At 62.3% G+C, this 13,831-nt stretch carries 13 protein-coding genes; 11 read left to right on the forward strand and 2 right to left on the reverse strand.

The window, feature by feature from the left end:
* Positions 1 to 509 precede the first annotated feature (509 nt).
* Entirely contained in the window at positions 510 to 1,289 is a 780-nt protein-coding gene (locus tag G7Y52_RS03565) for a sulfite exporter TauE/SafE family protein (RefSeq protein ID WP_206215179.1), read from the forward strand.
* Positions 1,290 to 1,483: 194 nt separating this feature from the next.
* On the opposite strand, the gene serS is transcribed toward G7Y52_RS03565, so the two are convergent.
* Positions 1,484 to 2,758, reverse strand: coding sequence for a serine--tRNA ligase (gene serS, locus G7Y52_RS03570; protein WP_165066179.1), 1,275 nt, complete (start codon positions 2,756 to 2,758; stop codon positions 1,484 to 1,486).
* A gap of 182 nt (positions 2,759 to 2,940) precedes the next feature.
* Between serS and G7Y52_RS03575 the strand changes: the two genes are divergently transcribed.
* Genes G7Y52_RS03575 through G7Y52_RS03585 form a run of 3 tightly spaced genes read left to right on the forward strand, consistent with a single transcriptional unit; the run spans position 2,941 to position 5,156 of the window.
* Positions 2,941 to 3,531 carry a hypothetical protein gene (locus G7Y52_RS03575; RefSeq protein ID WP_165066182.1) on the forward strand — a complete coding sequence of 197 codons (591 nt, stop codon included), beginning with the start codon at positions 2,941 to 2,943 and terminating at the stop codon, positions 3,529 to 3,531.
* A 6-nt stretch (positions 3,532 to 3,537) separates the two neighbouring features.
* Positions 3,538 to 4,815, forward strand: a complete 1,278-nt coding sequence (locus G7Y52_RS03580; RefSeq protein ID WP_165066185.1) for a translation initiation factor IF-2 — start codon at positions 3,538 to 3,540, stop codon at positions 4,813 to 4,815.
* Positions 4,812 to 5,156 carry a hypothetical protein gene (locus tag G7Y52_RS03585; protein ID WP_165066188.1) on the forward strand — a complete coding sequence of 115 codons (345 nt, stop codon included), beginning with the start codon at positions 4,812 to 4,814 and terminating at the stop codon, positions 5,154 to 5,156. Before G7Y52_RS03580 ends, G7Y52_RS03585 begins: the two co-directional genes overlap by 4 nt.
* 80 nt (positions 5,157 to 5,236) lie before the next feature.
* Here the strand turns inward: G7Y52_RS03585 and mutL are convergent, their stop codons facing one another.
* Entirely contained in the window at positions 5,237 to 7,183 is a 1,947-nt protein-coding gene (gene mutL, locus G7Y52_RS03590) for a DNA mismatch repair endonuclease MutL (protein WP_165066191.1), read from the reverse strand.
* A gap of 168 nt (positions 7,184 to 7,351) precedes the next feature.
* Between mutL and G7Y52_RS03595 the strand changes: the two genes are divergently transcribed.
* From G7Y52_RS03595 to G7Y52_RS03620, 7 genes are all read left to right on the forward strand, one after another.
* Positions 7,352 to 7,654: a hypothetical protein gene (locus G7Y52_RS03595; protein ID WP_165066194.1), complete on the forward strand. Its 303-nt coding sequence runs from the start codon at positions 7,352 to 7,354 to the stop codon at positions 7,652 to 7,654.
* Between the two features lie 293 nt (positions 7,655 to 7,947).
* Positions 7,948 to 9,162, forward strand: a complete 1,215-nt coding sequence (locus G7Y52_RS03600) for a glycosyltransferase family 4 protein (protein WP_165066197.1) — start codon at positions 7,948 to 7,950, stop codon at positions 9,160 to 9,162.
* The gene (locus G7Y52_RS03605) at positions 9,159 to 10,466 is read left to right on the forward strand and encodes a glycosyltransferase family 4 protein (RefSeq protein WP_165066200.1); all 1,308 of its coding nucleotides are present in this window, start codon (positions 9,159 to 9,161) and stop codon (positions 10,464 to 10,466) included. Before G7Y52_RS03600 ends, G7Y52_RS03605 begins: the two co-directional genes overlap by 4 nt.
* The gene (locus G7Y52_RS03610) at positions 10,463 to 11,623 is read left to right on the forward strand and encodes a glycosyltransferase family 4 protein (RefSeq protein WP_165066203.1); all 1,161 of its coding nucleotides are present in this window, start codon (positions 10,463 to 10,465) and stop codon (positions 11,621 to 11,623) included. Before G7Y52_RS03605 ends, G7Y52_RS03610 begins: the two co-directional genes overlap by 4 nt.
* A 127-nt stretch (positions 11,624 to 11,750) precedes the next feature.
* On the forward strand, positions 11,751 to 11,879 hold the full coding sequence (locus tag G7Y52_RS15455; protein WP_277424279.1) for a hypothetical protein: 129 nt from the start codon (positions 11,751 to 11,753) through the stop codon (positions 11,877 to 11,879).
* Positions 11,858 to 12,634 carry a TylF/MycF/NovP-related O-methyltransferase gene (locus G7Y52_RS03615; RefSeq protein ID WP_165066206.1) on the forward strand — a complete coding sequence of 259 codons (777 nt, stop codon included), beginning with the start codon at positions 11,858 to 11,860 and terminating at the stop codon, positions 12,632 to 12,634. The genes G7Y52_RS15455 and G7Y52_RS03615 overlap by 22 nt, the downstream gene beginning before the upstream one ends.
* A gap of 16 nt (positions 12,635 to 12,650) precedes the next feature.
* Entirely contained in the window at positions 12,651 to 13,826 is a 1,176-nt protein-coding gene (locus tag G7Y52_RS03620) for a class I SAM-dependent methyltransferase (protein WP_165066209.1), read from the forward strand.
* The last annotated feature ends 5 nt before the right edge of the window (positions 13,827 to 13,831 follow it).

The raw sequence follows: 13,831 nt of genomic DNA on the forward strand, positions 1-13,831 counted from the left end.
CCCTGCGATTTTCTTCTTGATAAAAAAGCGTGAATCCGCTATCATAAAAGAAATATCGTGGAAATGGTCACAATGCAGACCCTGCTGCAATGCAGGCTTATAGCATTTTCACTTTGAAAATGCTCTGCTGACGCGAAAGCGGCAGCCGCCGCAACGCGGCGTGCATTCAGGCGAAAACCGCGTTTTTCGCCTGAATGCCACCTTTGACTTTCATAAAAAGTCAAAGGTAATCTGCTCTAGATCATTTTGCTTTTGAAACGCTCTCTCCGGCGCGTAACGGCGCAGGGAAATTGCGCCCGCGTCTGTCTCTGCTGTCGTCATCCGTTAAGGCGGCACCGCCGCCAACGGCTGACGCGCGGCGGGCATGGCTTTGCCCTGCCAGAGCGTTGAGCTGATTTCATGAGCAAAACGCTCCGGAGCTCCAGGGGCTATGCGGCAGGGTACAAACGGCGCGGCACGGACTGCATCGTACTCTCTGACATGGGTATGGCTATGGCATGACCCTGGTCATGCGCACAACCCGCCCCCCGCCCCCGCAGGCACGCATGGACATCCTGCTCTTTCTCTACCAGAGCATCATCTGGTTTTTCGCCGGGGTGCTCACCGGCTTGACCTCCTTCGGGGGTAATCTCTTTGCCATCCCGCTGCTCACGCTCGCCATACCCGTGCGGGACGCAATCCTGATTGGCTGCCTGTGCAGCACGGTCAAGGTGGTCACCCTGGCCTTCCTCTACCGCCGCTGGGCGCCGTGGCGCGAGGTCGTCTTCCTGGGCGTGGCGACCCTGCCGGGTGTGCCTCTGGGCGTCGCCTTCCTTCAGTATGCAGGCTCGCGGCTGCTCCTGTTCGCCGCCGGCGCGGGCCTTGTGATCTTTCTCCTCTGGCAGTTCGTCTCGGGCAGGCTCCATGTGGCGGAAAAGCCCATCTCCCGCTGGTGGAGCGTCCCCCTGGGTTTGGCGGGCGGCATCATGATGAGCGCGGTGAGCATGGGCGGCCCCCCCGTCGTCCTCTATGCGTATTTGCGGCACTGGAGCAAGGAAAGCACCATCTGCGGGGGGAGCCTCACAGTCATCATAACCATGCTGTTCCTCCTGCCCGCGCAATGGAACGCGGGCCTCTATACCGTGCCGATCCTCAAAGACGCCCTGTTCGCCGCCCTGTTCGGGGTATGCGGCATACTGGTCAGCCTGCCCCTTGTGCACAGGATCAACATTCTGTTCTTTCGGCGCCTTCTGCTTGGGATAATCGCGCTTTCGGCGTTCATGCTGCTGATGCGTGGCTTCCTCGCCTGAACGGAGTATGAGTGAAGTCCGCATGGTGGCCAAGATTGAGGGCAGACCGGAAGAACTGGCGGGCCTGCAACCCGTCTTCAAAGCCCTGGTGGAAGGCAGCCGCGCCGAAGCCAAAAACAGAGGCTAGAGCGTTTTGCTAATTTCATTAGCAAAACGCTCTAATAACCCGGACCTGCGCAGCGCGGCCGTCTGGATCAGCGCGGTTCGATGCTTTCCACCCCATCCATATAAGGCACAAGGGCCTTGGGCAGAACCACGGAGCCGTCCTTTTGCTGGCCGTTTTCCAGGATGGCGGCCATGCTGCGGCCAGTGGGCAGACCCGAGCCGTTGAGAGTATGCACAAAGGCGGCCTTGCCGCCCCTGGGCTTGAAGCGGATATCCGCGCGCCGGGCCTGGAAGTCCACGCAATTGGAGCAGGATGAAATCTCGCGATAGGTCTTTTGCGCGGGCAGCCAGACTTCAAGATCATAGGTCTTGGCCGAGCCAAAGCCCATGTCGCCCGTGCAGAGCGTGATCACCCGATAGGGCAGTTCCAGCAGCTCCAGCAACTGCCGGGCATGGCCGCACATCAGCTCCAGTTGGTTGAAGCTGTCATCCGGATGGGCAAAGCGCACCATTTCCACCTTGGTGAACTGATGCATGCGGATCAGGCCGCGCGTATCCTTGCCCGCGCTTCCGGCTTCGGAGCGGAAGCAGGGCGTGGCCGCGCAATAGGCGCGCGGCAGATCCGCCTCGTCCAGGACGTCGCCGGCATGCAGATTGGTCAGCGGCACTTCGGCGGTGGGGATCAGATAATATTCCCAATCGCGCAGCTTGAAGAGGTCCTCCTCGAATTTGGGCAACTGGCCTGTGCCCGTCATGGTCCCGCGATTGACCATATACGGGGGGCTCACCTCCACATAATCCTCGTGCCTGGTGTGCCGGTCCAGAAAAAAGTTGACCAGAGCCCGTTCCAGACGGGCGGCCCAGCCCAGGGAAACCACAAAGCGGCTGCCTGTAAGACGCGCGGCGCGCTCAAAATCCAGGCCCCCAAGGCTTACGCCTATTTCGCCGTGTTCGCGGATCGGAAAGTCAAAGGCGCGCGGGCGACCCCAACGGCCGACCTCCACATTCTCCGTCTCATCCCTGCCCACAGGCGCCGAGGCGTCAGGGATATTGGGCACGCGCAGCAGCCAGGCCTCCACGTCAGACTTGGCCCGGGCCGTTGCGCCATCCAGCTCCTTGATCCGCTCGGAAAGGCCGCTCAATTCGGCCAGCAGGGACGTGGCGTCCTTCTTCTCGCGCTTGAGGGCCGCCACCTGGGCCGAAGCCGCGTTGCGCTTGCTTTTCAGGGCCTCCACTTCCGCGAGCAGGGCGCGGCGGCGGCCGTCCAGGGTCTGAAAATCCGCCACATCCAGATCCGAATGACGGTCGGCCAGGGCCTTGGCCAGCACTTCCGGCTGTTTTTGCACCAACTTGAGATCAATCATGCTCAGGGCTCCTGAAAAAGATCGGCAGTTCTTGAGCCTGCCTTCACACATCCGGCAGGCGCGGCGCGCGGGCACAATCTAACATGCGGCCCCGGCGTCTTGCAAGGCGGCTGTTTTCCGGGTATGCGTAAGCATACTTTAGAAAAACTCTCAATATCACTTTTGCAATCCATGAGGCCGCCATGAAACACTTTCGTCTGCTTCTCGGATTTTCCCTGTTGGCCACGCTGCTGCTCACGGCATGCGGACCCAGTAATAACGTGCGCCTGCTTTCCCCGCCGCCGCTGGACGCTGCCGTGCTGCCCGCCCCCAATGCCCCGCGCGTGAGCGTGGTGGCCTTTGCCGACAAGCGCGGGGATCAGACGACCCTGGGCGTGCGCCGCGACAAAAGCGCTTTTGTGACCGGCGACGATGTGGCCCAGTGGGTGAGCCGCGCCCTGGCCGACGAGCTGGCCCGAAACGGCTTGCAGGTCAGCTATGCCGCCACAGTGGCGCAGGCCCGCAGCGGCAACCCTGACTACCTGGTCACCGGCCAGCTGGACGAAGCCTGGCTGCGCGAACCCTCGACCACGGAACTTTCCACGGGTCTGCGGGTCAACTATGTGCTGGCCAACCGTCAGGGCCGCATCCTGCACGAAACGCTCAACTCGGGCCAGAGCCGCACCGGCCTGCCCTCGGGAAGCGCGGCGGAAAACCTTTTGCTGGAGACCCTGCGGGATCTGGTCAAGCCCATGACCCGCAAAATCGTCCAGGCCATTGAAGCCAAAAAATAAAGGGCCATGAAGGCCTCACGCTTTCCCTTTCCGGCTCTGGCCCGGCTTGCGGCGCTGACCTTGTGTGTGACCCTGCTCTGGTCAGGCCAGCTCCTCCCGGGCGGCCGGGAGGCCACTGCAGCGGTCTCTGGCGAGTCTGCCCGCGACACGGATCAGGCCGCGGCTGAAAAGGCTCCCCCCCGGTCCGCATTGCGGCTCACGCCGATTACGGAAGCGGCAATGCGCCACATTCCCGCATCCCTGCCCTGGGCTGCGGCCTATGCGCATGCCCGGGCAACGGCCTGGCTTACGGCTGTGCGCAAGGCCGCAGACAGTCTGCCCCAACGGCGTGAAATACGGATGGGAGCCGTATCCCCGGAAGAACGCCTGGCCCTGGCCGCGCAACTCTATAGTGCAGCGGCTTCGTCCCCGGGCGCAAAAAAGGCTGATCCCCTGCAAGCAATGGTCACCCTGGAGCCGCGCCCCCGGCCTGAGCAGCAAATACGCATGGCGCTGCGCCATGCGGAACTGCTTGAACTCCGGCGCAGGCTCCTGGAGGAGACCAGGGCAACGCTGCACAGCATGAATTGCCGCTGGCCCGGAGGCTCGCCTGAGGCCCCTTCCGGAGCGGAGAGCCCCAAGGCCCGGCTTTCTGCCTGCACAGGCGCACAATGGACCAGCGCGGACTGGGCCCGCATGGGCGAACGGCTGGACGGCCTCTGGCTGGCTCAGGCCGCGTTGGAGCCGACTCCCGGCGGCTGGCTGGCGGCCCCGGGCTCTCTGCCGCTGCTTGAAAAGGCGGCCCGCCTGACGCCCGACAGCCCCAGTGTCCGGCTTTTGCTGGCCGAGGCCCAACTCCAGAGCGGCCTGCCCCAACAATGCGTGGAATCCTGCAATGAAGCTCTGCGCCTGGACCCGGCCCTGGGGCGGGCCCGCCATATCCGCGGTTTGGCGCATTGGCGGTTGCAGCAACTGGCTCTTGCCGAAGACGATTTGAGCAGCGCGCTGGCCGCCCGCTCCAAACCGCCGTCCCGGGGCATTGAACGCGCGCGGCTGCTGCGGGCCCGCGGGGCTGTGCGCCTCTTGCGCCGCAACTATGACGGCATGTGCGAGGACTTTGCAGCCGCGTGCGCCGTGGGCGACTGCGAGGGCCTTGCCGTGGCGCGCGCGCAAAACTATTGCCGCGCCGCAGACGCAGCGGAAGACATGGGCTCACGCTCGCGGCCCCCGGCCGCGTTGCCCCCCGCGTTCCTGCTCAGCCCGCGCGACCTGCCGGGCCCCCCGACGCCGGAGCCCGGCTTATGAGCCGCTCGCCCCTGCTCAAGGTGTATGGTCACGTTTACCCTGTATGTGATGATTTTTTCGCTGATCTGGCGCAGGCCTGCGCAAGCGCCCTGCCTGACGACGCGGCTGAGCCCGTGCTGGAGCGCGAGAGGGATCTGGCGCGTTTTTCCTTTGAAGGCGTGTACTTTCCTGTGGAGGAAACCCTGGCTGTGGTGACCCGGCATCTGCGGTCGGAACACAAGGGCAAACTGGATGTGCTGGATCTGGAAAACTGGCGGCTGATCCGCCACGTTTTCGCGGAGGGGAAAATCCGCGTCAGCGCCGCGCCCCTGAACAATGTGCTGGACTATTCCGGGCATTAAAATTCCGCCTTGGATTGCTCCGGCGGCTGCGCCCGCAGTACTGCGGCCTGCCAGCCCTGAGCCGCGGCCACTCCGCCCTCTCATTGCCTGCGCTTGAACAATTTCTCCAGCTCCCCGGCCTCCCAGCGCAGCACGCAGGGGCGGCCGTGCGGGCAGTATTCGCGTTCCGGCACGGCCAGCCATTGCCGCAGCAGCCCGGCCGCCTCGTCGTCGGTCAGCCGCTGCCCGGCCTTGACGGCTCCCTTGCAGGACATGGAGATGAACAGGCCCGCCAGATCATCCTTGCGTCCGGCCAGGGCCTCGCGCAGAAAATCGCGGGCTTCGGCGCGCGAGAGCACGGGCGGCATGGCCCGCATGAGCAGCGCATCCCCGGCGCATTCCAGCTCAAAACCCAGGGATTCCAGACGCTCGCGCAATTGGTAAAAGCGCTCTTTTTCCGCGGGATGCAGGTTCAGTTCCACGGGCAGGGCCAGGCATTGGCCCGTACCGGCAAAACCGCCCCGGCGCAGGCGTGCATAGAGCACGCGCTCATGCGCCGCGTGCTGATCCAGAAGCAACAGGGCGTCGTGCTCGTCGCACAACACAAGATAAGTCCGGGCCACCTGCCCGAGATAGCGCAGCGGCCCTATCCGCAGCGGCTCCCGGGCCTGCGGCCCTTCCCCGTTGTCGGGAGATGGGGGAAAAGCGCGCGCGTCGTCAAAAAGCACCGCGCCGTACCCGGCGGGCTCTTCCGCAGCCGCATGAAGGCGCAGACCGCCGCAAGGCACGTCGACCTGCCAATCCTCTTCCGCCGGGGCCTCGGAGCGGGGGGCGGCGGCTTGCGAACTCTTGAGCAGGGGCGGATTGTCCAGACTGCCCCAGAAGCCCTGGGGCCGTGGCGCGTGGCTCTGTGCGGCCGGGCCGGATTGCGTATCGGATCGTGACGCAGGCTGTGCCCCGGCGAAACCCTCGCCCCCGGAACTCCCGACGCCTGCCGCGGCGGCATCCGTCTGCTCCCCGCTTTCCAGCCCTGCGCTGAAGGGGGTCACAAGCGCGCTTTGCACAGCGTGCAGCACGGCGGAAAACACGGCGGACTCGTCGCGGAAGCGCACTTCGGACTTGGCCGGATGCACATTGACATCCACCTCGCGCGGGTGCATTTCCACAAAAAGCACTACCTGCGGGTAGTCCCTGCTGGTCAGCCGGCCCTTGTAGGCCTCGCGCACGGCGGCCAGCAGGCGTTTGTCCGTGACGGAGCGGCCGTTGACATAGAGCAGAAGGCGATCCCCGCGCGGCTGGCTCACTGTGGGCAGGGCAGCCAGGCCGTGCGCGCGGATGCCGTGACGTTCCCCGTCAAAGGGGCGCAGGGCCTCCACAATCAATCGCGGCCAGAGCTGGCCGAGACGTTGGCGCAAGCTCTGCTGCGGCAGAAAACGCAAAACTTCCCGCTCGCCCGAGCGCAGCGTAAAACCCGTCCGGGCGCGGGCCAGGGCCAGGCGGGCCAGCCACTCCTGGGCGCGTTTGAATTCCGTGGACGGCGTCTTTAAAAATTTCAGCCGCGCAGGTATGTTGGAAAACAGGTCCCGCACCTCCACGACTGTGCCCTTGTGCAGAGACGCCGGGCTTGACGTCACGAGGCGGCCGTGCTCCACTTCAAGGCAATGGGCCGCGCTCTGCCCGTCCGGCCCGCACACGGCGGAGACGATTTTCAAGCGGGAGACCGAGGCGATGCTCGGCAGGGCTTCGCCCCGGAAGCCATAGGATCGGATACGCTCAAGATCGTCAAAAGCGGCGATTTTGCTGGTTGCGTGGCGGGTGACGGAGAGTTCCAGCTCCCCGGCCGGGATGCCGCAGCCGTCGTCCTGCACGCGTATCAGGGCCTGGCCGCCGTTTTCCAGAAGCACGTCAATATGCGCGGCGTCAGCGTCCAGGCTGTTTTCCACAAGTTCCTTGAGCACGCTGGCGGGGCGTTCCACCACCTCGCCCGCGGCAATCTGGTTGCACAACTCAGGCGGTAACAAACGAATATGACGAATTTTCTCGGACATGACGCCAGTGTAGTCGCCCCCTGCGCGCAAGGCAAGCGGGCCCTGGAGCGGCAAAAGCGGCCCCGCAGAGCTTGCCTCGGCGCGCGGCGTGCTTATTTTCAAAAAGGCAGACTGCATGCGCGGCTACGCTTTCGCGCCGTGAAGCGCGCAATCTGCCGGGAGAAAATCATGCAAAATACCACTGCCTCCATCGCAACGCCCAAGCGCGACATTGTTTCGGGCAAAGGCTATGATCCCGAACTGCTCTATGTGGAATGCGGCCGCTGCGGCTCCCCTGTCATGTGGGAACAGGGCCGCGCCACCCATATTCTGGAACAAGCCGGTATCGATCCGCTGGAACTGGACGCCTCCTGCCTGCTGGTCACGGACGGCTGCCCCATGTGCGGCGGCAAGGGTCATTATACGGTCCAGATTTTCCGGGTCAGCGCCGGGGCCGAGTTGCGCCGCCCCCCCTATTTCGGCAACGCCTGAGCGTGCCCCCACCATGTTCGTCATGACAAAAGCCGACGGAGACATCCGTCGGCTTTTGCACGCAGAGACGCGACGGCGGAGCCGCGCTGCGCTCCCGTGAAGCCTGCGGCAGAAACTTGACAAGGGGGCGACAACTCTATAAAATCTATAAATTATTTCCCCTTACGAGATAGCCACGGGCTCTTTGCGCCTGTGGCATAATTTTTGCAATATTTTGAAAAAATGTTGTTTGCTTCCGGGGAAAATATCCGGAGACCCACCCTGCCGCCCGAGCAAACCGTGAAGGCTTTTGTATGCAGAACACAGGCATCACCATGATTATCCGCTCGTTGATGGGGGGCGGCGCGGAGCGGGTCATGAGCACCATGGCCAACTACTGGGTTGCGCACGGTGTGGAGGTGGCCATCATCACCTCTGTGCCGAGAGAAACAGACGCCTATACCCTGGACCCGCGCGTAGCGCGGGTCCAGCTCACGCCCGGCGTGAGCCTCACCCCGCGCCTGGGTTTTCCCTGGAGCGTGCGCGCCCTGCGCCGCCAGATCCGCGCCTTGGGGCACAAGCTGGTGATCAGCTTTATGGATCGCTCCAATATTCCCGTGCTTCTGGCCACCCGCGGCATGGGCCTCAAGGTCATCGTGGACGAGCAGATTGATCCGCGCACCCAGCACTACGGCCTGCTCAAAAAAGCCTGTATGCGCCTGTGCTATCCCTGGGCCGACGCCGTGGTCGTGCTCACGGAAAACGTCAAGAAGGAATGGGCCGAGCGTTTTCTGCCCGGGGAAAAAGTGCATGTGATCCATAATCCGGTGCTGCCGCCGGTTCTGCCCGCCGACGGCCCGGCCGACAGCGCGCCGGACTGGCTGCCGGCCAAATTTCTCTGCTGTGTGGGGCGCCTGCATTATCAAAAAGGCTTTGACCTTCTGTTTGGCAGGCTGCCGGAACTCTTCGCCCGCTGGCCGGAATACAATCTGGTGATCCTGGGCGAAGGCGAAAAACGGGCGGAACTGGAGCAAATGGCCCGGGATCTCGGCATTGCCCATAAAGTCTTCATGCCCGGTTTCAGCAAAAATCCGCATGCCATCATGCGGCGGGCCAGTCTCTTTGTTTTCCCTTCCCGCTGGGAGGGTTTTCCCAATGCCCTGATGGAAGCCATGGCCCTGGGCCTGCCGGTGGTCAGCTTTGACTGCCCCTCCGGGCCGTCCTGCATGGTGAAGCACGGGCACAGCGGCCTGCTGGTTCCGCCCGAAGACGTGCAGGGCCTGGCCTGGTCCGTGGACTATATGCTCTCCCATCCTGAAGAAGCGCGGCGCATGGGCGATAACGCCCGGGAAATCCTGCAGCAGTGCGATCTCGGAAAGGTCATGTCCATGTGGGAGGAACTGATCAGAAAGCTCTGCCTGCCTGCGCCGAAGCTGTTTGCGGCCCCCGCGCCGGAGGCAGCCCTGTCCCGGCAGCCTGCGCGGAGCGGCGGCGGAACGACAGCGGAACGGCAGCGGAGCGACCGATGAAGATCTTCATGGGCATGCACAACATCGCCAGCCTGATGCACGACTATGCGTCCGGTTTTCGCGCCCTGGGGCACGAGGTCTTTTGCGTTTCGGAGTCGGACAGCGCCATAACAAAGGCCGATCTGGATCTGAACATCCCCCGCCTGATCGCGGCCAGACTGTCGCGGCTGAAACACCCCACGCAAGAAGATCAGCTGCGCATCCGAAAGCATTTACGCGAGCTGGCCTGGCAAAAAGCCCTTGAAGCTGATGTCTGCTTCTTCATCTGGAATACGTTTGAGCAGGACGCCTCCGATCTGCCCATGCTGCGCAAAATGGGCAAAAAAATCGTGATCCGTTTCTGCGGGTCGGACGTGCGCGACATGGAAGCAGACCGGCAGGCCGCCCTGCATTACGGCGCGCCGTATACCGACTACGGCCTGAACAGCGCCGGTTTTTTGCCCCGCCTGCATTATCTGCGCATGTGCGAGCGCTACGCGCACCTTTTGATCAACGGCTCCTATATGTCGTTGCGGCCCTTTTTCGGCAGGGGCAGCCTTCTGTTTCAGCCGGAAAGCAGCCTCTGCGAAACGCGGCAGCGTGAGCATCCGGTCATTTTGCACGCGCCGTCAAAAAGAGCCGCCAAGGGCACCGAGATCTGGCTCCAAGTTTTTGACGCCTTGCGCTCGGCAGGGCTGAAATTCGGCGTGAAGCTGGTGGAAGGCCTGCCCCATGAGGAAATGCCCAGGGAATTCGCGAGCGCGGATATTTTCTGCAACTCTCTTTTCTACGGCGGTCGCGCGGCCTGGGAAGCCCTGAGCGCCGGCTGCGTGGTGGTGGAGGGCGAATCAGGCAAAAACCATGTGGAGTATTGCCGCAGTCAGGCCGCGGAAAACCTGCGCGGCCTGGGCGTGCCGGACACTCCTGAGGCGCAGGCCTGGTGGTGGCGCTCCATCGGGTTTGAGCAGATGTTCTCCCATACGCCTGTGGTGCATCTGAGCCCGGAAAACGCGGCACAAAAACTGGCTGAGCTGATCCTGGACCACCCCCGCAGAGAAAAACTTGCCGAGCAAGGCCCGGCGTACGTTACAGAGCTCTCTCCTCAGGCTGCCTGCCAAAGTATCCTGGAACAACTGGAAAACCCGGAAAGCCTGGAAAAACGCTCGCGTTTGCTTTGGCTGCCCTTTTTCAACCTGCACTACATGACGGAGAGGGACAGTCCGGAACGCATCGCTCTCTTCAATAAATACACAGCGATGGTGCGCCCTTGCCGCTGGTACAAAGACTATGTGATCCCCTGTGAACGCGGAGGTCTGCGCTTTTGATCAGTCCGGCTGCCGATGTCTTTTTACCAAACGTGGCTTTGATCATCCCCACTCTGTGCGGGGGCGGAGCCGAGCGCGTCATGACCCGCATGGCCGGCTGGTGGGCCGCCCGCGGTACCAAGGTCATGCTGATCACCTTTGACGCCGGATCTCCGGCCTACCCTTTGCATCCGGCCGTGCAACGGATCGCCCTGGATACCATTTCCCTGCCGCGCGACCTGCCCGCAGAGTCGGCATGGCCCGCTGAAGCCGCCAATATCGCGCGTTTGCGCCTTGCCCTGCAATCCTGCCTTGCGGAGTGCGCCCAAAGACCTCTGCCGGTCATCAGCTTTCTCAGCCGGATGAATCTGCGCACGCTGCTGGCTTCTCAGGGTCTACCTTGCCGGACGATTGTTTGCGAACGGACGCATGCGCCAGCCAGTCCCCTGCCTGAAGAAGAGGAAAAACTTCGCCGTGTCCTCTACCCTTTAGCCGAGCGTGTCGTGTTTCAAACCGCCGCCACATGCCGGTGGGGGCAATCCTTTCTGGAAAAGGAACGCTGCGCCGTTATTCCCAACAGCGTTGATCCCGATCCCGGCGACATGCAGGCGAACTTTCCCGGGCTATCGGTTTGCCAACCATTTTTTTTAGCTGCCGGACGCCTTGTGAAGTTGAAAGGTTTTGACCGGCTGCTGGAAGCCTTCGCGCCCCTTGCGCCGCAATTCCCCGCTCTGCGCCTGATCATTGCCGGGGAAGGCCCGCTCAGGCCGCAACTGGAAGCCTGCATCGTCCGCCTGGGTCTTGAAAAGCGTGTTCAACTGCCGGGCTTTACCTCCCGGCTGCCGCAACTTATGGCCCGGGCGCTGGCCTTTGTTTTGTCCTCGAAATTTGAAGGTTTTCCCAATGTGCTTCTGGAAAGTCTCGCCCAGGGTTGCCCGGCAATAGCTTTTGACTGCCCCACCGGGCCGCGCGAGATTATCAGACACGGCATAGACGGTTTACTGGTGCAGGCGGGAGATGTACGGGGGCTTGCAGCGGCCATGCGCCGCCTGATCCAGGAACCGGAATTGCGCTCACGCCTGGCCCGCGCTGCGCCGGAAGTGCGCAGGCGCTTCGCAGAGGAGCAGATCATGGCGCAGTGGTCAGCTCTGTTCAGCACGCTTTTTCGCGCTCCCTGACTCACGGGCTTGCCTTGGGATCGCCGGTCGTTTGCGACACCGTCTGCATTTTTTGCCCTCTTTTCCAGGGCGCAGAAAAATTGCGTGACCAGCAGCCCGTTATGGGCACACCCTGTTGCCGCGGCTCGTGGACGAGCCCGCACAATGGCCCATGCCGACCACTCCCGGCATCGTCACCGGCATGAACAATGACAACGTGATCATGTGCCTGCAAACATTATGGACACTACAGCCATGCAATCTCTTTACGATCTGATACGCCGTCAATTTGAAGAAACGCCGCTTGAGGCGCACAAGCATTTTCTGCCGCCCGATCCTCACAGCCTGATGGAGCAATTCCGCTGGCTGCTGGCCTGCGGGCTGCTGATCTGCCCGGAGTACCGTTTTACCTGGCCGAGCCTGAACTGGTGGAAGGACGAGGAATTCAACGCCTATTTGAAAAAGTTCGGCGAACTTCAAGACATGAATGCCTACCGGCGCTGGAATCTCGGCCAATTTCTGCGCATGGTCGAAGAGGTGCCGGGCGATACCGTGGAATGCGGGGTCTATAAGGGCGCTTCCTCCTGGCTGATCTGCCGGGCCAACGCGCGGCAGGGCGGCCGCATCCACCACATTTTCGACTCCTTTGAAGGGCTTTCCGAGCCCTTGCCCCTGGACGGCACGCACTGGAAAAAGAACGCCCTGGCTTCCGGGGAGGAGACGCTCAGGGAAAATCTGCAGGAATTTGCCGACGCCTGCCGCGTCTATAAAGGCTGGATTCCCGAACGCTTTGACGAGGTGAAAGACCGACGCTTTGCCTTTGTGCATGTGGATGTGGATCTCTATGAACCCACAAGAGACAGCCTGGAATTTTTTTACCCGCGTCTGAACAAGGGCGCGATCCTGGTCTGCGACGATTACGGTTTCACCAACAATCCCGGAGCCAACAAGGCAGTGGACGATTTTATGCGCGACAAGCCGGAGAAGGTCATCCTGCCCTCGGCCGGGGGCTGCTGGTTCAGCAAACAATAACAGGGAAGGAACAAACGTGTATGCAAGAGAGAGATTCGCCTTTGGCAAGAACTGGAACGCCTTTCTGAAAAAGCATTTTTCCGAAGCATCCGTGGCAGCCTCGCAGCAGGCGCTCTGCGCTTTTCTCGGTCTTCCGTCCCTGGCCGGTTTCTCCTTTCTGGATGTGGGCTGCGGCAGCGGCTTGAGTTCTCTGGCGGCGTTGCGGGCCGGGGCGGAGATGGTCGTCAGTTTTGACTTCGATCCGGATTCGGTGCGCGCTGCGCAGACCTTGCATGCCTATGCCGGTTCTCCGAAAAACTGGCGGATTCTGCGCGGCGACGCGCTTGATCCGGATTTTATGCAATCCCTGGGAAAGTTTGACATCGTGTACGCCTGGGGCGTACTGCATCATACGGGCGACATGCGCGCCGCAGTTGCCAACGCCGTCTTGCCGGTAAGCGATAACGGCCTTTTGTTCCTGGCCCTTTACAGTTATACCGCCTATCAGAATAACCAGGTTTTCGGTCAACCTTCGCCAGAGGAATGGCTGGGCATCAAGCTCAACTACCTGCGCGGCGGCCCCTGGCGGCGAGGCGGTATAATCCTCTGGTATATCTGGCGACGTTATTTTTCCCAGGCCCGCGGCAATCCCCGCAAGCTGGCGGCCGGTCTTGCCGAGCTGTGTTCCCGTTGGCGCAATTACGGCGCCACAAGCCGGGGCATGAATTTCCTGACGGACATACATGACTGGCTTGGCGGTTGGCCCATGGAATTTGCGCATGAGGCGGAGTTCGTGCGCGCTATGCGCGCGGAGCTGAGCATGGAACTCCTGCGCATGGACACAGGCCGCGGCAATACGGAATTTCTTTTCCGACCGGCGGGCGGCTCCAATGTTTGGGATGCACGCTTGGCGACCCGCGCTGCCAGGCCATTGCCCGGGCCTTTTGAACACATGGGCGGAGCGGCCTGGCGAGCGGCATTGCCTGAGCTGAGCGCATTGGCAGATACGGATCAAAATCCCATGCGCTCGCCGTTGCGTCTTCAGGAAGACGGGCAATGGCTCTGCTTCGCCCACTGCCATCGCCCCTCCCTGGAGCGTTTCGGCCTGGGCCGCTACCGGCACAGGGGCGACAGCGTGCTTTTTTCCAGCTCCGATAACAGCAACCCCAATACAAACGGGCGGCGCTACAGCTATTTTCTGGATGAGCGCTGATCTTT

This window comes from Desulfovibrio sp. ZJ200, assembly GCF_011039095.1.
Lineage (GTDB): Bacteria > Desulfobacterota > Desulfovibrionia > Desulfovibrionales > Desulfovibrionaceae > Desulfovibrio.